21 protein-coding genes are annotated in these 22,486 nt (G+C 44.3%); 15 read left to right on the top strand and 6 right to left on the bottom strand.

Going from position 1 to position 22,486, the window contains the following annotated elements; translation table 11 throughout:
* The first annotated feature begins 47 nt into the window (after window positions 1–47).
* The 3 genes from ABIC84_RS11975 (at window position 48) to ABIC84_RS11965 (ending at window position 2,989) form a co-directional block, all read left to right on the top strand.
* Complete coding sequence (locus tag ABIC84_RS11975) at window positions 48–1,472, top strand: glycogen synthase (RefSeq protein WP_429263701.1); 1,425 nt, start codon at window positions 48–50, stop codon at window positions 1,470–1,472.
* Window positions 1,469–2,731: a glucose-1-phosphate adenylyltransferase gene (locus ABIC84_RS11970; protein ID WP_426583583.1), complete on the top strand. Its 1,263-nt coding sequence runs from the start codon at window positions 1,469–1,471 to the stop codon at window positions 2,729–2,731. Before ABIC84_RS11975 ends, ABIC84_RS11970 begins: the two co-directional genes overlap by 4 nt.
* Before the next feature lie 72 nt (window positions 2,732–2,803).
* Window positions 2,804–2,989 (top strand): hypothetical protein, encoded by a 186-nt coding sequence (locus tag ABIC84_RS11965; RefSeq protein WP_188833649.1) that lies wholly within the window; start codon window positions 2,804–2,806, stop codon window positions 2,987–2,989.
* A gap of 216 nt (window positions 2,990–3,205) precedes the next feature.
* On the opposite strand, the gene ABIC84_RS11960 is transcribed toward ABIC84_RS11965, so the two are convergent.
* The 3 genes from ABIC84_RS11960 to ABIC84_RS11950 form a co-directional block, all read right to left on the bottom strand.
* Window positions 3,206–3,883: a metal-dependent hydrolase gene (locus ABIC84_RS11960; RefSeq protein WP_429263700.1), complete on the bottom strand. Its 678-nt coding sequence runs from the start codon at window positions 3,881–3,883 to the stop codon at window positions 3,206–3,208.
* Window positions 3,884–4,183: 300 nt separating this feature from the next.
* Window positions 4,184–4,498 carry a YbaB/EbfC family nucleoid-associated protein gene (locus tag ABIC84_RS11955; RefSeq protein WP_090532373.1) on the bottom strand — a complete coding sequence of 105 codons (315 nt, stop codon included), beginning with the start codon at window positions 4,496–4,498 and terminating at the stop codon, window positions 4,184–4,186.
* 125 nt (window positions 4,499–4,623) lie between these two features.
* The gene (locus ABIC84_RS11950) at window positions 4,624–5,835 is read right to left on the bottom strand and encodes a serine hydrolase domain-containing protein (RefSeq protein WP_129568956.1); all 1,212 of its coding nucleotides are present in this window, start codon (window positions 5,833–5,835) and stop codon (window positions 4,624–4,626) included.
* 139 nt (window positions 5,836–5,974) lie between these two features.
* Between ABIC84_RS11950 and ABIC84_RS11945 the strand changes: the two genes are divergently transcribed.
* The 6 genes from ABIC84_RS11945 to ABIC84_RS11920 all read left to right on the top strand — a co-directional run bounded on the left by ABIC84_RS11945 (window position 5,975) and on the right by ABIC84_RS11920 (window position 11,401).
* Window positions 5,975–6,922 (top strand): tetratricopeptide repeat protein, encoded by a 948-nt coding sequence (locus tag ABIC84_RS11945; protein ID WP_429263699.1) that lies wholly within the window; start codon window positions 5,975–5,977, stop codon window positions 6,920–6,922.
* A gap of 123 nt (window positions 6,923–7,045) precedes the next feature.
* Window positions 7,046–7,426 (top strand): glycine cleavage system protein GcvH, encoded by a 381-nt coding sequence (gcvH, locus tag ABIC84_RS11940; RefSeq protein WP_176625936.1) that lies wholly within the window; start codon window positions 7,046–7,048, stop codon window positions 7,424–7,426.
* Window position 7,427: 1 nt separating this feature from the next.
* The gene (locus ABIC84_RS11935) at window positions 7,428–7,817 is read left to right on the top strand and encodes a VanZ family protein (RefSeq protein WP_426583575.1); all 390 of its coding nucleotides are present in this window, start codon (window positions 7,428–7,430) and stop codon (window positions 7,815–7,817) included.
* A 583-nt stretch (window positions 7,818–8,400) separates the two neighbouring features.
* The gene (locus ABIC84_RS11930) at window positions 8,401–8,616 is read left to right on the top strand and encodes a FeoA family protein (protein ID WP_090532383.1); all 216 of its coding nucleotides are present in this window, start codon (window positions 8,401–8,403) and stop codon (window positions 8,614–8,616) included.
* A 10-nt stretch (window positions 8,617–8,626) separates the two neighbouring features.
* On the top strand, window positions 8,627–10,741 hold the full coding sequence (feoB, locus tag ABIC84_RS11925; protein ID WP_429263698.1) for a ferrous iron transport protein B: 2,115 nt from the start codon (window positions 8,627–8,629) through the stop codon (window positions 10,739–10,741).
* A 228-nt stretch (window positions 10,742–10,969) separates the two neighbouring features.
* Window positions 10,970–11,401, top strand: a complete 432-nt coding sequence (locus ABIC84_RS11920) for a hypothetical protein (protein ID WP_429263697.1) — start codon at window positions 10,970–10,972, stop codon at window positions 11,399–11,401.
* A gap of 268 nt (window positions 11,402–11,669) precedes the next feature.
* Here the strand turns inward: ABIC84_RS11920 and ABIC84_RS11915 are convergent, their stop codons facing one another.
* Window positions 11,670–12,599, bottom strand: coding sequence for a TIGR01777 family oxidoreductase (locus ABIC84_RS11915; protein ID WP_429263696.1), 930 nt, complete (start codon window positions 12,597–12,599; stop codon window positions 11,670–11,672).
* A 2-nt stretch (window positions 12,600–12,601) separates the two neighbouring features.
* Entirely contained in the window at window positions 12,602–13,420 is an 819-nt protein-coding gene (locus ABIC84_RS11910) for a DCC1-like thiol-disulfide oxidoreductase family protein (RefSeq protein ID WP_429263695.1), read from the bottom strand.
* Window positions 13,421–13,913: 493 nt separating this feature from the next.
* On the opposite strand from ABIC84_RS11910, the gene ABIC84_RS11905 reads away from it, so the two are divergent.
* The 6 genes from ABIC84_RS11905 to ABIC84_RS11880 all read left to right on the top strand — a co-directional run bounded on the left by ABIC84_RS11905 (window position 13,914) and on the right by ABIC84_RS11880 (window position 20,577).
* The gene (locus ABIC84_RS11905; RefSeq protein WP_354484777.1) at window positions 13,914–14,531 is read left to right on the top strand and encodes a hypothetical protein; all 618 of its coding nucleotides are present in this window, start codon (window positions 13,914–13,916) and stop codon (window positions 14,529–14,531) included.
* Window positions 14,528–14,830 (top strand): winged helix-turn-helix domain-containing protein, encoded by a 303-nt coding sequence (locus ABIC84_RS11900; RefSeq protein ID WP_091166986.1) that lies wholly within the window; start codon window positions 14,528–14,530, stop codon window positions 14,828–14,830. Before ABIC84_RS11905 ends, ABIC84_RS11900 begins: the two co-directional genes overlap by 4 nt.
* A gap of 51 nt (window positions 14,831–14,881) precedes the next feature.
* A complete protein-coding gene (locus tag ABIC84_RS11895) occupies window positions 14,882–17,266 on the top strand; it encodes an XrtN system VIT domain-containing protein (protein WP_429263694.1) in 2,385 nt (794 codons plus the stop codon).
* A gap of 103 nt (window positions 17,267–17,369) precedes the next feature.
* Window positions 17,370–18,725 carry an exosortase N gene (gene xrtN, locus ABIC84_RS11890; RefSeq protein WP_429263693.1) on the top strand — a complete coding sequence of 452 codons (1,356 nt, stop codon included), beginning with the start codon at window positions 17,370–17,372 and terminating at the stop codon, window positions 18,723–18,725.
* 644 nt (window positions 18,726–19,369) lie between these two features.
* Entirely contained in the window at window positions 19,370–19,789 is a 420-nt protein-coding gene (locus ABIC84_RS11885; protein WP_091166978.1) for a cobalamin B12-binding domain-containing protein, read from the top strand.
* Window positions 19,790–19,794: 5 nt separating this feature from the next.
* Window positions 19,795–20,577, top strand: coding sequence for an enoyl-CoA hydratase/isomerase family protein (locus ABIC84_RS11880; protein ID WP_429263692.1), 783 nt, complete (start codon window positions 19,795–19,797; stop codon window positions 20,575–20,577).
* Between the two features lie 200 nt (window positions 20,578–20,777).
* Here the strand turns inward: ABIC84_RS11880 and ABIC84_RS11875 are convergent, their stop codons facing one another.
* Window positions 20,778–22,436, bottom strand: a complete 1,659-nt coding sequence (locus ABIC84_RS11875; protein WP_426583561.1) for a glutamine--tRNA ligase/YqeY domain fusion protein — start codon at window positions 22,434–22,436, stop codon at window positions 20,778–20,780.
* Between the last annotated feature and the right edge of the window lie 50 nt (window positions 22,437–22,486).

Genomic DNA, 22,486 nt, shown 5'->3' with positions numbered 1-22,486 from the left:
GTTTCTCTTTTGGTAATCTTTGCTTAAATTGAGCCAATAAAACCTGAATGAAAATATACCATTTGAGTGCCGAGTGCTATCCCGTTGCTAAAGTTGGCGGGCTTGCCGATGTTGTTGGCGCATTGCCTAAGTACCAGAACCTTGCGGGTTTGCAGGCTGCGGTTGTTATGCCTTTTTACGATCGTAAGTTTACCCAGGAAAACGACTTTGAAATTGTGTTTGCTGCTGCAACCTTGCTCGGTAATCGCCGACTTTTCTTCGAGATCCTGAAAGAAAAAACAAACAAACTCGGTTTTGAGCTTTACTTAGTGAAGATCCCCGGGCTGCTCGACAGGGAAAACATCTACAGTTACCCCGATGAGCGCGACCAGTTCATGGCCTTTCAATTGGCATTTTTAGATTGGATCAGTTATTCGCAGCAAACACCCGATCTGATCCACTGCCATGACCACCATGCTGGTTTAGTCCCATTTCTGCTTTATCATTCCAAACTATATACAAGGCTGGCCAATACGCCAACCATATTTACCATACACAATGGCCAGTACCACGGCGCTTTCGGCTGGGACAGGCTGTCCTTATTGCCTGAAATTGACCTGACCAAAACAGGTTTGCTTGACTGGGCCGGCGGAATCAACCCACTGGCTGCCGCGGTTAAATGCAGCTGGCGCTATACAACGGTATCGCCTACTTACCTGGAGGAGCTTACCTACAACTCAAATGGTTTGGAGTACCTGTTTTACATTGAACGGGCAAAAGGTTATGGCATCATGAATGGTATCGACACCGAGGTTTGGAACCCGCAAACCGACCCGATGATCCCAACCAAATTTTCGGCTAAAACACTGGCCAAAGGCAAAAGGGCTAATAAAGAAGTTATTTGCAAACGCTTTGAGCTCGATCCCGAAAAACCGTTATTCACCTTTATCGGTCGCCTCGTTGTTGAAAAGGGGGCTGATCTGTTGCCTGCCGCTATTGAACGCAGCCTGCTCGAAAACGAAGGCGAAGTAAACTTTATCATATTAGGCGCCGGCGATAAGGAAAATGAGCTTGCCCTGCTTCAGCTTAAAAATAAATACCCTGAGCATTGTAATGCTTTTATTGGCTATGACGAGTCATTGGCACACTTAATTTATGCCGGGGCCGATTTCCTGCTGATGCCATCACGCGTGGAACCTTGCGGCCTTAACCAGTTGTATGCGCTGCGTTACGGCACTATGCCAATTGTACGTACTACCGGTGGATTGAAAGATTCTGTCATTGATTTTGGCGATGAGGGAGGCTATGGGATCCGCTTTGTACAGGCCAGCGTACAAGATATTTGCCACTCAGTTTTCAGGGCAAAACAACTTTACCAGGATAGCGCAAAAATGCAGCAGCTCCGCAAACAAATGATGGAGCTTGATTTTTCATGGACACGCTCAACACAACAATACACTGAACTATACGAAAGCTTAAAACTAACTATATGACATCCAAAGTAATCTCCATTGTGCTCGGTGGCGGCCAGGGCAGCCGCTTATCACCGCTTACCGCAACGCGGTCAAAGCCGGCAGTTCCAATTGCGGGTAAATATCGTTTGGTGGATATTCCCATTTCAAACTGTTTGCACTCGGGTATTACGCGTATTTATGTGTTGACGCAGTTTAACTCGGCATCCTTAAACAAGCACATCAAAAACACGTATCATTTCAGCAGCTTTAGCGATGCTTTTGTTGATATTCTTGCGGCAGAACAAACGCCGTCAAGCGTGGCCTGGTTTCAGGGTACGGCCGATGCTGTGAGGCAAAGCTTACACCACTTGGCGGTGCATGAGTTTGAGTATGTGCTGATCCTGTCGGGCGATCAGTTGTACCAGATGGATTTTGAAGATATGATCAACCACCATATTGAAACCAATGCCGAAATTTCGATAGCTACCATCCCTGTTGATGCAGCTGACGTTCCGGGCTTCGGAATCCTGAAAACGGACGAGAACAACATGATCACCTCGTTTATCGAAAAACCTAAAAGCAATTTCGAAAGCTGGGCGTCAGAGGTTAGTCCGGAGATGGAAGCTGAAGGCCGTGTATACCTGGCGTCAATGGGTATCTACATCTTTAATCGCAAATTGTTATATGAATTGCTTGAAGGCAATGAGCGTACCGACTTTGGTAAAGAGATCATCCCGCAATCAATTGAAGGCCATCGCGTAGCCAGCTATCAGTATGAAGGATACTGGACAGATATTGGTACTATCCCTTCATTTTTTGAGGCCAACCTGGGTTTAACTGATAACATCCCCAAGTTTAACCTGTTTGATAAAAACCCCATCTACACCCGTGCGCGCATGTTGCCGCCGTCAAAAATATCAGGCACGCTGATGGAAAAATCTATTGTTGCCGACGGCTGTATTATCAATGCCAAACAGATCATCCATTCTATAATAGGGATCCGTACCCGTATTGGGGTTAATACCATTATCGAAAACTGTTATGTGATGGGTAGCGATAATTACCAAACCCTTGAGGAAATTGCCGAATCGAAAGAAAGCGGTTCGCCAATTATGGGTATAGGCGATAATTGCCATATCCAAAACGCCATTATCGATAAAAATACTTACATCGGTAATAACGTAACCATCAACTGCGGCGAAAAACTTGAAGACGGTGATTATGGCACCCATACCGTGCAGGATGGCATTGTTGTAGTTAAGAAACGGGCTATAATACCAAGCGGCACGGTTATTTAATTAAAAAATAAAAAAAACAAACCATAGTTAATTTGTTATAGATAGAACTAACCATCTAAAACATAATCAACTATGAAAAAGGCACTATGTATGATCGCTTTAGCAGCGATCTCGTTCAGCAGCGTTTTCGCTCACGGTACAGTAGTTCGCCCCTCAAAAGGCATTATGCAAACTGATACTACCAAGAAAAAGAAAACGAAGAAAATGAAAAAAGATACCATCATGAAAAAAGACACCATGAAGATGAAGAGAAAATAAGTCTTTAGTCTGAAGCCGGAAGTTTTAAGTCCGGTGGTATCAAACAGAAACAGCCCCGGCATTTTGCCGGGGCTGTTTGCGTTTGAAAATATCTCCAACCGTCATTGCGAGGTACGAAGCAATCCCAAACTTTACAGAGAGACTTGTACAGCCGCTCTGCTTCATGGGGATTGCTTCGTACCTCGCAATGACGATTATTTTATTTGATGTGTTTTTTTACAACTCTATAGTTTCGCCAATAGCCGGCAACTTCAAATTCAAGCCTGCTTTGATAAACTTCTCTGTTACTTCATCCTTATCAATTTTAATAACCGGGAATGAGTCATAATGAATGCCGATGATGTTTTTACAATTGATAAACGCCGACGCTTTAATGGCATCATCCGCGCCCATGGTATAGTTATCGCCTATAGGCAGAAATGCCCAGTCGAGGTTTTCATCGGCCAGGAGTTTCATATCATAGGTAAGCGCAGTATCGCCTGCAAAATAGATCACTTTTCCTTCTGCATAAATTAAGAAACCCGCAGGATTACCACCCGGCGAGCCATCGGGCAAGGTACTTGAATGAATAGCGTTTACCATTTTAACCCTGCCAAAATCAAAGTTAAAGCCACCGCCAATGTTCATGCCATGTACATTTTCAATGCCTTTAGTACCAAGCCATCCGGCAATTTCGGCGATACAAATTACTTTTGCACCACTGCTTTTGGCAACTTCCAACAAATCGGTCACATGGTCGCCGTGCCCGTGCGATACCAGAATATAATCGGGCTTCAAACTGTGGATATCAATATCCTTTGCCAGCGGGTTAGGGCTTATAAATGGGTCGAAAAGCAGTTTCTTTCCACCAGCTACAATCTCAAGGGCCGACTGGCCATAATAAGTAGTTTTCATAGAAAATAGTTTATTAACCTAATTCAAAAGTAAACACTTATAATCCCGATTTGATTTATTGGGAGAAAAGTTACAGCAGTTTTTTGAACAAACAAAAGCAAGGGGTAGCTTTAAAGTTAATGTCAATTCTGACCGAGCCTGGGAAGACTCGCACATGGAGAATAGGGAGAAAATCCTGTACACCCTGTAAACTCACTTAGCACAGTTTGTTATGCATGGCGTAGGAGATTTCTCTTCGCACAGCCGCTGTTGCCCGCCCTCGCTCATCGAAATGACATTTTTAAGATGGATGGTATAATTTTATTTACCAAACATATTACCCAAGCCGCCTAAACCACCAAACATACTTTGGGTCATGGCAGCCATTTCACTTTGGCTGATATTTTCGGCTTGTTCAAGCGCCTTGTTGATCGCAACAACCAATAACTCTTCCAATTCTTCTTTATCGGCATCGGCTAAAAAATCAGGATCTATCTGTACCGATTGGATCACTTTATTGGCATTAGCGTTTACAACTATTTTGCCGCCTTCGGCTGTGCCTGATACACTGATGGCATCAAGGCGTTTTTTCATTTCGCCAGCCTTTTGCTGGGCTTCCATTAATTTATCAAACATGATTTTTTTGTTTTTAGTCAGTGGTTGATTAGGTGAATGGTTGGAATACGGATAGAGGAAAAATGATCAATCGGTTTATTAAAACCACTCACCAAATCAACTCTATCAACCACTCACCAAAAAAATTAATCATCACTGGTATCGCCATTACCATTGTACGCACTTTTACGTACAATAGGCATGCCAGCAGCTTTAAACAGGTCATCGAGCTTTAATAAACTGCCGTTTGCCAGGTTGGTCAGCAATACTATGGTAATGTCGTGTTTCATATCACGCAGGTAAATATGCCTGAACCCATGCCACCAGCCGGTATGATAAATTACTTCCTCGCCGGGCGCGGTAAATGTACGCCAGCCGTAGCCGTAGTTGAAATGCCCGTGCACCATCGGGTTACGCGGCACGTAGGCCGAATCAAGCGTGGCCGGTTTTAACAATAACCCGGCACGTAAGGCACGGTCAAACAAAAACAGGTCGCCAACCGTGCTGTAAATGCCTTTATCACCCACCGGGCCGTCCAAAAAGTTCTGCACTACCGAATAACGCCACTGGCCGCGATCGTGCCCCACCACATCAACCGGGATTTTATCATAAACCGCCTTTGAGTAAACATGAGTATGTGCCATACTGGCTGGTTTAAACACATTTTCCTGCATAAATTGGGCATAGCTCATTCCGCTCACTTTCTCAATGATGGAGCCCAGCACCATAAAGTTGGAGTTGTTATACAGGAAACGCTTATTGGGCTCGTTGAAGCGCGTTGGCTTATAATCGGCAATCATTTTCATAGCCTCAGCATTGGTAAGTCCTTTGCGCTGGTTCAAGTGGTTTTTTCGGTATATATCATCGATAAAATATACATAGTTCATCATGCCCGAGCGGTGGGTGAGCAACAGGCGAATAGTTACGCCATCGTACGGGAAATCAGGAAAAAACTTTTTAACATCATCGTCAAGCTTCAATTTGCCGCGTTCCATCAGCAGGAGGATGGCGGTTGATGTCATAGTTTTAGTTACCGAAGCCAGCTCAAATTGCGAACCGATCTTCAGGCTGTCGCGATGCAGGTAGTCGGCCCAGCCAATGGCTTTTTCATAAACTATTTTTCCTTTTTTTGCCACCAGCACATTACCGTTAAAACCGCGGGTACGGTGCAGCTCCTGCATTACGGCGTCTATCTTTTTATCAGCATTTTTAGGATTGTAGGCCAGCAACGCGGTGGTATCAAGCGGCCTGGCGGCAACCTGCGACTGCGATTGGTCTTTATTTTTATTTTTGGATGAACAGGCTAACAGTAACAGGGGGGCAGCAAACACTACCAGGCTTTTGTACACTAATCTCATAAATAAATTTATCTCACACTAAACGAATGCGAAAATTAGAAATTATACAGCAGGTATTGATTAAAGTTTTAAAATTTTCTGTTAGTTAGCACAATTAGTATGTTTAAATATGATTTTGTTGAAAAAATGCTTGTTCATTATGGCCCTCGTGCTTAGCGCAGGGTTGGCAGGCGCTCAAAATGTTGATATTAACAGTACAATAAAGGAAGGCATCAGGCTTAACAGCGAAAAAAATTATTCGGCGGCTATTGAAAAATATAAAGAGGCACTTGCCGCCGAGCCAGATAACGCGCAGGCCAACTATCAGCTGGCCTTCAGTCTCAATGCATCGGGTAAGGGAACAGAAGCGATACCTTATCTCAACAAAGTGATAAAAACAGGCGGCGACCTAACTGGGCCTGCTTATGAATTAATGGGCAGCATTTATGATACTGCACGTCAACCCCAACAGGCCATCGACGCTTATAAAGAGGGGATCAAATTGAAGCCGGGGTATCAGCCGCTGTATTTTAACCTGGGGATAGCCTATTTCCGCGCGCAAAAATATGCCGATGCCGAGCTGGCTGCCATTGAAGCCATTAAACTCGATCCTAAACATGCTAATAGCCAACGCTTATACGGGCTGGTAACTTTCCACCAAAACAAAAGGGTACCGGCATTGATGGGCCTGTGCAGCTTCCTGCTGCTCGACCCGGAAGGCCCGCGCGCCGACGAAGCTTATACCAACCTGCAAAGTTTACTAAAGGGAGGCGACCTGAAAGCAGCCAAAGCAGATCCGGAAACCCTGTTACTAAATAAAACCCTAAGCACCGCCGTTTCGGTTTCTGGCGGTCAGCTGGAAACCCAGTTGAAAAACATTTTTACGGCGGTTGGCAAACTTGGCGAAAAGCCGGGCAGGCAATCCTTCTTTTGGAATTACTATGCAGCTTTTTTTTATAAGCTGTCACAATCTCAAAGCTTTTCAACGGCGGTTAAATTAATTGGCTTAAGCGCCGATAAAACAGCGGGAGCAAAGTGGCTGCAAAACAACGCAGACCAACGGAAGGCCCTGGAGGATTGGATGGCATCTGCCGAAAGAAAGTTTTAATTACAAATTTATCAACGATAAATCATTGCTATGCCATATAGAAAATGATGATTTTATAATTTACATATCAATAATTGCGAAAGCCAAAGTTTTACTATTTTTGAGCACACAAAATTTAACGACATGAATTTTCCGGCTGAATTAAAATACACCAAAGACCACGAGTGGATTAAGGTTGAAGGCAATGTAGCTACCGTAGGCATCACCGAATTTGCTCAAAGCGAACTGGGCGACATTGTGTATGTTGATATTACTTCATTAGGTAAAGAGGTTGCTAAAGACGAAGTTTTTGGCACCGTTGAAGCAGTAAAAACAGTATCAGACCTGTTTATGCCGGTTGCCGGTACTGTAACCGAAGTTAACCCGGCATTAAATAACCAACCCGAACTGGTTAACACCGACCCATATGGCGAAGGCTGGATGGTAAAGATCACTGTAGCTAATGCTGCCGATGCTGAATCACTTTTATCTGCCGGCGATTATAAAACGGTTATCGGCGTATAAGATGAAGCTGTTTTTAAAATATCATGGGCCCGCTATTTTGTGGGCCTTATTTGTTTTAATTATTTGCTCCATACATCTTGATTCTGTTGATAAATCGCCGATGTTTTTTGAGGGTTTTGATAAGCTAACCCACTGCGGTTTATTTTTCACCCTTATAGTACTGGTTTGTTTTGGTATTATCAGGCAACAAAAACCACGGCCACTTACGTATACAGGGGCATTCGCTATATGGGCGACCAGCGTATTTTTCGGAGGGCTTATTGAAGTGCTGCAGGCATCTGTTTTCACCTGGCGCAGCGGCGACTGGAACGATCTTTTTTGCGATGTGCTTGGAGCTTGTATGGGGATTTTTAGTGTAATGCTAACTGTTGAGGCAATTGGAAAAAAATGAAAAAAAATAAACTGGTCATTTTATTGGGCGTGCTACTCTTAACGGCAGGTTCATCATGCGGCATTTTCCATAAGGGTTGCGGCTGTCCGCGTTTCGGGAAAATTAAATCCGCCGACTCCAGATGTGCAGAAGTGCAAATGATGGCTTAGCCAGGTAAATCTATATCAGCAAAGCACATTTACTATTCAATTTACGGGTGTTCAACTTTTTAAGGTGTAAACACTTGCAATTATTTTCAAAAAAAACACTACTGATAATCAGCTACTTAATTTTATTAACTATTAGCAAAGCACCCAACATGAACACATCATCATTGATAATCAGCTACTTGCTTTTTTTTAGAAATTAAACGTTGAACACTCCCTTTTTAAAAATTGAACACTGACATAATTGTGTCAGTGAAGGCACCCAATATATGCTTTGCCGATCCGGAATCTGCAGATCTAAATCCTCACAACTGCATCTCGAATTGTCATTTACAAATCAAAAATCACCTGCACATTTAAAATCCGCACATCATAGCAAATCTTATTTGGATTTAATATAAATAAGCTTACATTTGCTACGTTTTATATTATAAATGATGAAGCTGTCACAACTGGAAATAGGCGAAACTGGTATTGTAAAGGAATTTACCGATCTTGAAATGTCAGTAAAACTGATGGAGATGGGCTGTTTACCCGGCGAAGAGGTCCGCATTTCACGCATCGCCCCTCTTGGCGATCCTATTGCCATCAGCGTATCAGGCTACCAGCTTAGCTTACGCAGGTTTGAAGCATCCACCATCATTTTGCAGTAGTTTGTAAGCGTTGAAAACCAATATAAGAGTTGCACTTGTAGGAAATCCAAATACCGGTAAATCAACTCTCTTTAATATATTAACCGGGCTAAATCAAAAAATCGGGAACTTTCCGGGGGTTACTGTTGATAAAAAAACAGGCTTTTGTACCCTGCCTGACGGCCGCACGGCCGAAATAGTTGACCTTCCGGGTACTTACAGCATCTATCCCAAAAGTAAAGACGAATCCATCGTATTTTCGGTACTGGCCGATAAATCAAAAGGCATGGTGCCAGATCTGGTTGTGGTGATCCTTGATGCATCCAACTTAAAACGCAACCTGCTGCTTTATACCCAGGTTGCGGACCTCAAGATCCCCGTAGTGGTAGCGCTCAACATGGTAGACGTGTCGGACAAGGCAGGCATCAAAATCAATATTGATCTTTTTGCCAAAAAACTGGGCGTTCCGGTAGTTCCGATCTCCGCCAGGAAAAATACCGGCATTGACAAGCTTAAAAGCGCCATTGCTTTTGCCAACAGCGTACCACTGCAACAAGATACTATTGATATTGAAAGCATCGCCCCAGGCATTATCGCACAGATAAAAGGGGAGATGCAGGTTGAAAATCCATATGTAGCCTTGCAGCTTGCCCACCAGCACGAAACGCTGAGCTATCTTTCAACTGCCGAGAGCGACCGGATTGAACAACTGGAGCAGGAGCATTCTTTCCACTCGCAAAAGGCGCAGGCTACAGAAACCATTGCCCGTTACAACTTCATCAACGACCTGCTTTACGATACGGTTAAAAAAGCTGAAACGGCTCACGACGAAACCATAAGCAACAAGATAGATAAGATCCTTACCCATAAAGTATTTGGCTTTGTGATCTTCTTCGCCATCTTACTGTTCATATTCCAGGCTATCTTTTCATGGTCGGCCTACCCGATGTCGCTCATCGAAGACCTGTTTATCTGGCTGCAGGCCGGCGCTGCTAAAATACTACCTGCCGGTCCGCTGAGCAGCCTCATCATAGATGGGGTATTAGCTGGCCTGAGTGGGGTATTGGTATTTATCCCGCAGATCGCCATCCTGTTCGCGCTCATCTCCATTTTGGAAGATACAGGCTACATGTCGCGCGTTACTTTTATGATGGACAAGGTGATGCGCAAGGTAGGGCTTAACGGCAAATCAGTAGTACCCCTTATCGGCGGTTTTGCCTGCGCTGTACCGTCTATCATGAGTACCCGTACTATCGAAAACTGGAAAGACAGGATGATCACCATTATGGTTACCCCGTTGGTCGCTTGTTCGGCCCGTTTACCGGTTTATACCCTGCTGATTGCGTTGGTAGTACCCAACCGCAACGTTTGGTGGATCTTTAACCTGCAAGGCCTGGCGCTTACTGCCATGTATGTGCTCAGCATCTTTTCGGCGGTTATTGTGGCTTTTGTAATGAAGTTTATCCTCAAAGCCCGCGAACGCGGTTATTTTATTATGGAACTGCCCGTGTACCGTATGCCAAGGTGGAAAAACGTGATCTTTACCATGTATGACCGTTCAAAAACGTTCGTACTGCAGGCCGGTAAAGTGATCATTGCTGTTTCGGTGATATTGTGGGTAATGAAATCATACGGCCCCGGCGACAGGTTTGCGCAGATAGATAAACAATACGCCCAGCCCCAATACACCAAAACCATGACGCCGGATAGCCTCACTAAAGTTATCGCATCCGAAAAACTGGAAAACTCATACGCCGGCGTGTTTGGCCATGTTATTGAACCCGTTATTAAACCCCTTGGCTTCGATTGGAAGATAGGTATAGCCCTTATCAGCTCCTTTGCTGCCCGCGAGGTATTTGTGGGCACCATGGCCACCATTTACAGCGTGGAGGGCGATGCCGATAAGATGCAATCGGTTCAACAAAAAATGCACGAGGCTAAAAATCCGCAAACCGGAGAGCCGGTATTTACCCTGGCTGTGGCTTTCTCCCTCATGATGTTTTATGCCTTCGCCATGCAATGTGCCAGTACGGTAGCCGTTGTTTACCGCGAAACCAAAGACTGGCGCTGGCCCGCTGCCCAGTTTGCCTATATGACCGCGCTGGCTTATACGGCGAGCTTTATCGTATACCATTGGCTCAAGTAATTTTAGTTAGTCCATGGTCGATAGTCCATAGACAATGGTAAAAGGAGTAGCCGATGTTCGAGGCCGCTGACTTTGAATAGCGAAGTATATTATTGGCTGAAGCAGGCTTAAAATTATTACCTTAACCAAGGTTTTTTATATTGTTACATGCCAATTTTTGAAACAAAATTCAACTATCCGCTATATTTCTGCTTATTGATAATAAGTATTGTTTTCTGCTCACTTTTATTGGGATTTTTACTCGCCGTACCGCAAATTATACAAGATGAAGGTCTTTTAACCGGAGCCGGAATAATGCTTGCCGGACTATTAATGTTTGGCTACTTTTCGGCACAGTCTATAGAAACGATCTCGACTATTCGTTATGGGATTATAATTACCGAAAATAAAATCATTTTAAAAGACTATATGTTTTGGCAAAACCAAGATATAACTAACCAAATAAAAGGATACAGCTCATCTTTTTATGGCCACAAAAACGATATCAAATGTATCATCATCTATCTCCAAAATAAAAAACACATCAATTTACCACGTTATTTATATTGGAATTACAGTAAAATAGAACCAGCATTGAATCTCCGTGAAATCCCATTTTTAGGCAACGAACTATTTTACTCAAAAAACATAATTTTTCGGGCCTATCGTTTTGATGAATGATATGACCCTGTAACAAATGCATTGCTGTTCGACGTCACCGATCTCGAATCCGTGTGTTTGTACTTTGTAACTACGCTATGTTCAGTAATATCTGTTGTTATTCTTATTCAGTCATAGAACAATAACGAAAAATCTATGAACCATCAACTATGATCTATGAACCATAAAAAACCCTTATTTATTCAGACTACAGGCACAGCCATCTGAAGTCAGAGACGTTGGACGGCGTCAAACGAGTAACATCACGCGTTGACACATGAGCAACCCGCTACCTCTTCAAACTCAAAATATCATGCACCGCATGCTCCGCTTTTGGGTATTGAAATATAAACCCGCTATCCAGTAAGCGTTTGGGCATTACCCACCGGCTTTTTAATATCAGTTCGGTTTCGGTACCGATTACCATGGCGCCGACTTCCAGCAGCCACTGCGGTGCGGGCAAGCCGAATGGTGCGCCATGGGCCCGGCGGATGATATGCATCATATCGGTGTTTCTTGTGCTTTCGGGAGCGGTGCAGTTAAATATGCCATTTAATTCGGGGTGGTCTAACAGCCATTGTGTGCTCCGGGCTACATCATGCTCATGCACCCAGGCTATGTATTGCTGCCCATCGCCTTGTTTGCCGCCGAGGCCAAACCTAACCAGGTTAAGCAACCGCGGAAAAACGCTGTCGCTTCGGCCTAACACAATGCCCATGCGCAGGGCAATTTTACGGGTATGGGGCGTATCTGTTTTAAAGAAAGTGCTTTCCCAAATGTTGCAAACATCAATAGAAAAGCCATAACCAATCTCACCGGTATCCTCATCCTGGGGGCGGTCTTCGGCGTGGCGGTAAATGGTGGCAGAAGTTACATTGATCCAAACCTTTGGCGGGTTTTCCATCTTATGGATCACCCTGCCTAATAGTTCGGTAGGTACCACCCTTGAACGGATGATCTCCTGCTTGTTCTTTTCGGTATAGCGGCAATTTACATTTTTGCCGCACAGGTTAATCAGCATATCGGCACCGGCAAGGTGAACTGTCCATCCCTCTTCGGTTTCACCATCCCAAACAGCGGTATGTACATTGCCATCAACAGGTTTTTGTTTGCGGGCCAGGATGATCACCTCGTCTGCCAAATCGCGGTAGTATTTGGCCAGCACGGTACCGAGATAACCGTTGCCGCCGGCCAGTACGATTTTTTTATAAGCTTTCATGATCAGTTAAGGTTTAAAATAAGTAATAATAAAACGATACGATAAGTTATCCAGGTAACGGTGAGCACCCAGCCAAGTCCAAGCAATTTGGTACGGCGGATATGTTCAAGGAGCATCAATCCCGCTACCGCCATAAAATACAGGGTGTAAATCAGCGGGCCGAATTGAAAAAAATGATTTGCAACCAACCCCATCAGCATTAATAAGCTGCCGGCAAAAGAGATGGTCATCATGTTGCCGAGGTAGGTCCACAGGTTACGGCGGTCAAAACTGCATATAGCAGCTCCCTGAAAAAGGATCTGCCCGCCGCAGATCAGGTACTCACGATAGGGGTTGCCTAAAGGAACAATCCCCGTAAGCAGATGTGCATAAGCGGTAAGGATGAACCCTGTACAAAACCAGGTGAACAGCAAATACAATAAGCGATAATGCAGCTTAAACGCAGGCTGGTATTCAAAGCCGGTTTCGGCAGCAGGGATAATTACCCTCCTGTTGTATGATATAAAAGCATAAACCTTGCTCATGAGCCAGGTGAATGGTTTAAAAGCAAATAAGGGAGTAAATACAGGCCAGGTATTGGCAATTATTTTGAAAAGGCTTTTAACGCCGTAGGTAACCTCGCCGCTTTTCAGGTTAATTAAGGCTATTTCGTTAACAGCCCGTTGCCTGTCATAAACAGGGCAGGTACCTGCATGTGCTTCCTGGTACGCGGCGCGGCCATCAGCATCAAGCATCCCTGTTTTTACAAAAGCACCGGTATAAGCCCGGCACATCGGGCATTCTGCATCAAACAGGATCATGTGGTTCTTGAGCGTTTTCATAATTTTCAGTGTTTTCTGAAACAAATATACAATATATTTTAAACTTTCAATAAATACTGAAAATTAAATTCCAAATCCTTGGACACTTAGTATCTTGAAGAGAGCCTTTAAAACGAATTGTCATTTCGACGAACGGAACTGGGCTGAGCAATGGTGTGAGTGAGATTTTTTAACTCCCTCCCTTGGGAGGGGTGTGATAGGAATGTGTAGTGGCAGGGAGGGGTTTATCCGCTATTTCAAAGGAATAGGCAAGGTGATGAAACCCCTCCCTACACCCTCCCAGGGGAGGGAATCGCACAATCCAACGCTTTTTTTATTTCTTCCGAACAGTTGTGCTCCTCACCCTAACCCCAACCCCCGCCGATTCGTTCGAAATGACATGAAGGTTTAATTGGTAAAAGGTATTAAACTATTAATTGCTTACTAAAAAAACTTCCCTCCCCTCTTGCAAATTCAAATCTTATATTTAACTTTGAACAACAAAGTACTTTTGATGAAAGAACAAGATATTCATGCAGAGTTAAGTTCCATCCGCGACCTGATGGAGCGTTCGGCCAAGTTTATTTCGCTTAGCGGCCTTTCGGGTGTGATGGCAGGCATCTATGCCTTCGCCGGCGCCGGCATAGGATACAGTTTGCTGCAGGGCGAGTATACTACCCTCAGGGAGCGCCATACTTACAATGAAGAATTGCTGATCATAAAATTATTTATCGTGGCAATTGCGGTGCTTGTACTGTCTATTGGCACGGGGATCTGGTTATCGGTACGCAAGGCTAAAAAAAATGGTCAGCCATTTTGGAGCGCCGGCAGCAAACGCCTGCTCATTAATATGGCAATCCCACTGGTAAGCGGCGGTTTATTTACTCTTATACTTGTTTATCGCGGTTATTATGGTGTTGTGGCCCCTGCTACATTGATATTTTATGGCATGTCGTTAGTTGCAGGCAGTCATTATACATATTCGGGTATTAGGAGCTTGGGGATATTGGAGATTTTATTAGGTTTGCTGTGTGCCATAATGCCGGGCTACGGCTTAATTTTTTGGAGTGTGGGTTTCGGTCTGCTCCACATTATTTATGGTACAGTAATGCATTTTAGATACGATAAGTGAAGATATCATTAGATCAGTTTGATAAAGCCTTTGAAAACCGCATCCGCCTGCAAATCATGAGCGTATTGGTTGCTAATGAAAGCTACGACTTTAACTCGCTTAAAGAATTGCTTAACCTTACCGACGGTAACCTGGCATCGCACCTGAAAGCGCTGGAGAAGGAAGAATACATCCAGGTGGAGAAAACTTTCATCGGCCGCAAACCAAATACACGTTACCTGGCATCCGAAAAAGGCCGGGCAGCCTTCAAATTGCACCTCCTTGCCCTCGAAAATTTGATCAAACAACAAAAACTGTAATTTTTTTTATCTATAAACTTTGAAATACAAAGTACTTTTAATTTATAAAATATGAAAAACCTTAAAGCAATTTTATCTGAAGATAGTGTTGTTAAACTTGGCCTAATCCTAATCACTATATCTGCCGGATTCTTCCTTATGGAGGGGTCCGGCCTTTTTGAACTTACCGAAGGAACTGCTTTTGGTGCTTTTTGCTTCAATTATTCCGCCTCACTTGTGTTTTTCTTTGTGGTGATATATAAAGGATTCAGACGCTTACATTATTGGGTGCTCCTCCTGGCACTTTGGTTCATCAGCGCGTTCGCACTTAACCTGAGCATCCCTGTTTTCAACACTTCGGTTACCTGGCTGTCGGTTGTTATCTGTATCTCCACAATCAGCATTATACTTTCTGTATTTATGAATGAGCTCAGTTCAAAAATGAAACACGTGGTGACATTTTTCCTGGGGATGGCTTTCCTGCTTTTTGTTTACTACAGCGTATACCTTACCTCCATGTATCTCATCGGCATTTTTGCAGCTATCGCGCTGGGGCTTTCGCTGCATGTTTTTGTGCCGATGGGTTTGGTTATAGTAACGTTTATCACCATTAAAAAAACAGTAAGGGGCAACAACTCCTTAAAAATGGCATTGGGCGCAGGCTTACTGGTTCCGGTTTTGGCATGCAGTATTTTTATATGGCAATGGAAAAGTATTAGCAATCAGGTTGATCTGGCCATCAATCATAATACTTTATCTGAAGGTAAGTTGCCAACCTGGGTAGTGGTCGGTCAAACTATTCCTAAAAGCGCCATAGCACAACGAATCATTAAAGCCGGCATTGTGTACACAACCGCAAACCTTAACGACAGTTGGTTTTGGGGCGGCTGGCGTAAAGCATCATTTGATGAACCCAAGCAGCATGATCCTTTTATAGTGATAGCAAGCCTGTTTGGCGGCGACTTAAACCTTGACGAAGCCGAGCGCATAAAAATATTGGAAGCCATGTATGATTCACGGCACCAGGCACAGGAGCGGCTTTGGAGCGGGGATAAGCTAAAAACGGCTAACGTGATCACCAATGTTAAAATCTTTCCGGAATACCGCTTAGCTTATACCGAAAAAACACTAACCGTACATAACACCGAAAAAGGTGGAGTACGGGCCTGGGCGGGCAAACAAGAAGCCATCTATACATTCCATGTTCCGGAGGGTTCGGTTGTTAGTTCTTTATCATTATGGATAGACGGTAAAGAACAGCAATCAAGATTAACCACTAAAGGTAAAGCCGAATCGGCTTATCGTGAGATTGTGGGTGTTGAACAGCATGACCCATCGGTGGTTCACTGGCAGGAGGGCAATACTGTAACGGCACGAATTTTTCCATGTACGCCAGAAGAAAACCGCAAATTCAGGGTGGGAATCACCAGTCCGCTGCGCAAGCAAAGCGATATGCTTACCTATGAAAGCAGTTATTTCGATGGCCCATCGCCCGAAGACGCAACCGAAGCCATCCAGGTATCTTTTTCGAAGAAACCTGAAAGCCTCAACATGCCAAACTTTGACGAGATCAGCGGGGGCGTTTATACTGCCGACCGGCCTTATCAACCGGATGAGCAGATCACGTTTAAAGCCCCGCCGCTTGCCGATATGCCGTTCGCATTTGCAGGTAAAGGCTATCAGCTGAAAGATTATGTGCCTCAAACCACAAACTTTAACCCGGAAGCCGTCTACCTCGACCTTAATGCAAGCTGGTCGGCCAGCGAACTGGGCGAGCTTTGGCCGGCCATCAAAACCAAAAAAGTTTACTATTACGATGGCAAGCTGGAAACATTAACTGAAGATAACCTCGGAAGCGTTTACAGCAGGATGGGCAAACTTAACTTTAGTATGTTCCCGGTTAATGAGATCAAACACCCCGAAAGTTCATTGCTGATTACCAAATGCGCCGAAACCTCTCCTAACCTGCGCGATCTTGACGAATCGGAGTTTGGCAAAGCGTTAACCAGCTATCTGCCGGGTGCAAAACAATTGCAGTTATACAATATCGGCACCAACCTAACGCCTTATTTAAAGGCATTGAAAGAGATGCGGGTATTTACTTATAACGAAGGAGATGTAGCAACGCTGCAAAGTAAGCTCACAAAACATGAATTTAGCCATTCGCAGGAAGATTCAACCCATGTAGTGCTCGCCCAATCGGGTTTAGTTATTGAACAAACTGGCGATACTTTAAAAGCAGGCAATGCGCCTGACCACCTGCTGCGCCTGTTTGCTTATAACGATATTATGAAAAAGGTTGGTCCGCATTATTTTGATAAAACCTATGTGCAGCCGGATATTATCGATGAGGCTAACCAGGCTTTTATAGCCTCGCCTGTTTCGAGCCTTATTGTACTCGAAACTCAAAAAGATTATGAACGCTTCGGGATTGATGAAAATAAGAACAGCCTTTAAAACGCTTCCGCAAAATCATCGGGCGCAGTACCCGAACCCGGGGAGTGGTTGTTGATCCTGGTTGTAATAGCGGTGATAAATTTCTTAGTATACAAGAGCAAGCATGTTCAGCCGGAGCTATAATTTGCAGGAGTATATCTCATTTAAATTAACCGGCAGCAGGCTAATCATCAATAGTTGCTGGTTAATATACATTGGCATTGCAGCGAGGTTAGGTATCATTTATTTTAAGTGGGATGCCAATATGGTGCTTGGCCTGGCGCTGCTGCCTTATATCTGCACGGTAAAGCGCGGGGGCCTTTCACTAAGGCACCTCGTCCCGGCCATTGTTTTTACAACAGTTGCCATTTATTTTCCGGTTAAAACAAATTTGTTCCTGGCCTTGCTGTTTTCTGCACTGCTTTTCTTTGAGAACTTAAAAGGAAAAATAAGCCTGGTATTGTTCCTGTTGTTATTGCTCATTTCGCCGGCATTTGAGTATATCAGCAATACTTTTAGTTTCCCTTTAAGAATTTGGCTCAGTGAAGTAGCAGCCTCTCTGTTTGCAAGTATGGGAATGGAAGCCAGTGCAGCAGGCAACATCATCCGGCTTAAAGGTTTCGAATTTTCTGTGGATCAGGCCTGCGCAGGTTTGCATATGCTTGCCACCTCGTTCATGATCTGCCTGTTTATAATAGCTCATTACCAGCGGCAGGCGGCAAAGCAATTGCACCTGGTGTGGATCTTGTTTTTGTTGGTGTTTACTTTTGCGTTAAACATCCTGTGCAACCTTTGCCGCATCCTGCTGCTGGTTTTTTTTAAAATACCGGCGGATACTACGATGCATGACCTGACCGGGATTATCTGCCTGCTCATTTACGTGGTATTGCCTTTATTGTTCCTTTCTTCTTTCGTATTGAAACGCACCGAAAAACCATACATCGATTCGCGGTTTTATAAAACCATCAGGCTGGCGCCGGATGAACTGCGCTTTCCGCTGATACACCTTGTATTGGCCGTTGCGTTAGTTGTAATAATTATAAACATCAAATCGATAGATGACCTGGAGGACAAAAGCGTAAGTAACGTATCCTTACCCGGTTATAAAAAATCGGTATTGGAAAGCGGGGTAATTAAATTTGAAAATACCGGTGCGCTGGTTTATGTGAAACCCTCTCCATTTTATTGCCCCGAACATGACCCCATGATTTGCTGGCAGGGAAGCGGCTATGTATTCAGTACGATAAAAAAGGAAGTAATTGCCGGTCGGCAGGTTTATTTAGGAGTGCTTACCAAGGCAAAGGATAAGATTTATGCTGCCTGGTGGTTTGATAATGGTAACATGAAATCAATCAATGAGTTTGAATGGCGATGGGCAGCCGCAAAGGGGGCTAAGCTGTTTTACCTGGTGAATGTGAATGCCGCTACAGAGACAGCATTGCTAAAGGCGGTGAAAAATTTGCCGGCTATTAAGCAATGATACTTACCACCTTTCTGAATAACGATCGGGGAAATTTCCGGAAAGAACCATGATGACGTATAAGAAGCTGTTTAAGAATGAAGAATATTAATTGCCGTTGGTTTTAACCAACGGATTAAGAGCCGAAAACTCATGGCTTTAGCCTAATTATGCAAGCGGATTTGGGCAGAAGGCCTCTTGTTGTGAATGCTTTATTCCGTTGGTTAAAACCAACGGCAATGAAGTTTTATCTACCTGTAAACGATATTCGTCAAATTTAAACAGGTTTTAAGATACATAGCGATGGTGTGCGTTGCCGCGTTAGTGATAGGAGCGGATACCGGCCTTGTGGCTAATGCCCGTGTAGTATGAGTGGATAGCACGGGCCGCAGGCAACGCCCATATTTATAAATCGACCAAAAAACCAACTTAAGATCAAGCCATTATAAAGAACTTGCTTAAAAATGAGAAAAATTGTAGGGATGCATAATTGCGTCTCCGAAGGACAAGCCGATTTCAAAAGCACCTCAGCTGCCGTAAATTGCACGTGTGAGATGCAATTATGCATCTCTACATTCAAAAACTATCGTTTTAAACAGCCTATAATAAACACAAACAACTTCCATAATTTTCTTATTACTTTTACAAAAACCAATAGGTTATTCATGAGTAATACCTTTAACCGACCAATCCGTGTTTTAGTTGCCAAAGTAGGGCTCGATGGCCATGACCGCGGCGCGCGCATTATTGCCACTTCGCTGCGCGATGCAGGTATGGAAGTTATTTATACAGGGCTACGCCAAACTCCCGAAATGGTGGTAAACACTGCCCTGCAGGAGGATGTCGATGCCATTGGCATTTCTATACTTTCGGGTGCGCACATGACGGTATTTCCGCGCATCATTAATCTCATTAAAGAGAAAAAAATGGATGATGTTTTGGTTACCGGCGGTGGTATTATTCCGCATGAAGATATGCTCGAGCTGCAAAAACTGGGTGTTGGCGAACTTTTTCCGCCCGGCACCAGTACGCAGGATATTGTAAAATATATAACCGGTTGGGTACATGAACACCGCAATTTCTAATACCTATGGAATTTCAAAATTTGCTGATTACAAACAAGGGCCGCGTTCAATTAATCACTATTAACCGCGAAAGCAAACTAAACGCCCTTAATAAAGATACACTGGCCGAACTGCATAGCGCTTTTACCCTGGCTTTCCAAAATCCGGAGGTAGGTGGTATCATCATTACCGGAGCCGGACCAAAAGCATTTGTTGCCGGGGCAGATATCAGTGAGTTTGCAGCGCTGAATATTGAAGGAGGTGCACAGCTTTCGCGTACAGGCCACACCGAAGTTTTTGATTTAATAGCTAACGGCAGCAAGCCTGTAATAGCAGCGGTAAATGGGTTTGCTTTGGGCGGTGGGCTCGAACTGGCCATGGCTTGCCACATCCGCATAGCATCTGACAATGCCAAAATGGGCCTGCCCGAAGTTACTTTGGGGCTGATCCCCGGCTATGGGGGTACACAACGCCTTACCCAACTGGTTGGTAAAGGCAAAGCGATGGAAATGATCCTGACTGCCGATATGATCACCGCGGGTGATGCCCTTCAATATGGCCTGGTTACCCACGTAGTTAACCCCGAAGAACTATTAACTAAAGCCGAAGAGATCCTGAATAAAATATTATCCCGCGCCCCTTTAGCCCTCGCGGCAGCCATCCGCAGCATTAATGCCGCTTATACCGATGGTATTAATGGCTATGAAACTGAAATAACCGAGTTTGGCAAATGCTTCGGCACAAATGATTTTAAAGAAGGCGTAGCAGCCTTTATGGAAAAAAGGAAAGCGGAGTTTAAAGGGGAATAACTTTATAAGGCTAAAAGCTGAATGCAGAAAGCTTAAGGCTATGCCGTTGTTGTCGTCACGGGTATCCGGAACACAAAAAACATGTCATTGCGAGGAGGAACGACGAAGCAATCGCATGCTATACAGGGCGGATATGCTTCCGTGCGATTGCCACGCTACGCTCGCAATGACATGATTTTTTTAAGGGGGGCCAGGGGTGATTACTTTTTACCCCAGCCGTCCTTCAATGTAACGGTGCGGTTAAACACCAGTTTATCCTGAGTCGAGTTTTTATCTAAAGTAAAATAACCTTTACGCATAAACTGAACCGGCTTGCCTAACTCGGCATTAACCAGGTCGGGCTCAATGTATACTGTTGACAATACATGCAGGCTGTTAGGATTGATATAATCTTTAAAGTCGCCATCCTCATTTGAAGGGTCTTCAACCTGGAATAACCGGTCATATAACCTTACTTCGGCAGTTTTGGCGTGTTCAACACTCACCCAGTGGATGGTGCCTTTTACATTAATGCCGCTGGTATCATGGCCTGATTTTGATTCGGGCAGGTAGCTGCAATGTATCTCGGTGATATTACCATCTGCATCTTTAACAATGCTTTCGCCTTTAATGATATAAGCATTTTTTAGGCGAACCATCAGCCCGATACCTAAACGGAAGAATTTTTTAGGAGCAACTTCCATAAAGTCTTCACGCTCTATCCACAACTCACGGCCAAATGGAATATCCCTGCCGCCGTCGCCGCCTTCAACCTCAGGGTTGTTTTCGCCGTGCATTACTTCGGTTTCGCCTTCAGGATAATTATCCAGGATCAGCTTAACCGGATCAAGCACAGCCATACGGCGCCATGCGGTTTTGTTCAGGTCCTCGCGGATACAGAACTCCAGCAAGCCAACATCTATCATGTTTTCGCGTTTGGCAACGCCAATACGCTCGCAAAACTCACGGATAGAAGCAGGAGTATAACCACGGCGACGTAAACCACTGATGGTAGGCATACGCGGATCGTCCCAGCCATCAACATAGCCTTCTGTAACCAGTTGCAGCAATTTACGCTTGCTCATTACCGTATAGTTAAGGTTTAAGCGGGCAAACTCGTACTGTTTTGAAGGGAAAATATTCAGTTTTTCAATAAACCAATCGTACAACGGACGGTGAGGTACAAACTCCAGCGTACAGATAGAGTGCGTGATCTCTTCAATAGCATCCGATTGCCCGTGAGCAAAATCATACATGGGGTAAATACACCATTTATCGCCTGTGCGATGGTGATGAGCGTGTTTAATACGGTACATCAATGGGTCGCGCAGGTGCATGTTGGGCGACGCGAGGTCAACCTTTGCACGCAGTACTTTCGCGCCGTCGGGGTATTTGCCATCTTTCATATCGGCAAACAGCTGCAGGTTTTCTTCTACTGAGCGACTGCGGTATTGGTTTGGCGTGCCTGGTTCGGTAGGTGTACCCTTCTGGGCGGCTATTTCTTCGGCTGTGCTGTCATCAACATAGGCCAGGTTATTTTTGATCAGTTCAACGGCAAAGGCATACAGCTGATCGAAATAATCAGAAGCATAAAGCTCATTGGCCCAATCAAAGCCAAGCCATTTTACATCTTCCTTAATACTGTCAACATATTCAATATCCTCCTTAACGGGGTTGGTATCGTCAAAACGGAGATTGGTAAGGCCATTGTATTTTTTTGCCAAACCAAAGTTAAGGCAAATTGACTTGGCATGACCAATATGCAGGTAACCATTAGGTTCGGGCGGGAAACGGGTAAGTACACGGTTGTCGTTTTTACCGGCAGCCAAATCTTCTTCAACAATTTCCTCTATAAAGTTCAGTGATCTTTCTTCGCTCATAAATTAGTATAGCAATATGAGCAAAAGTAACAAAATTTTAGGCGGCTGTG

The organism is Mucilaginibacter sp. 3215 (assembly GCF_050433785.1).
Taxonomy (GTDB): Bacteria; Bacteroidota; Bacteroidia; order Sphingobacteriales; family Sphingobacteriaceae; genus Mucilaginibacter.
Note: the sequence above shows the minus strand (reverse complement) of the source record. Positions and strands in the feature narration are given on the sequence as shown.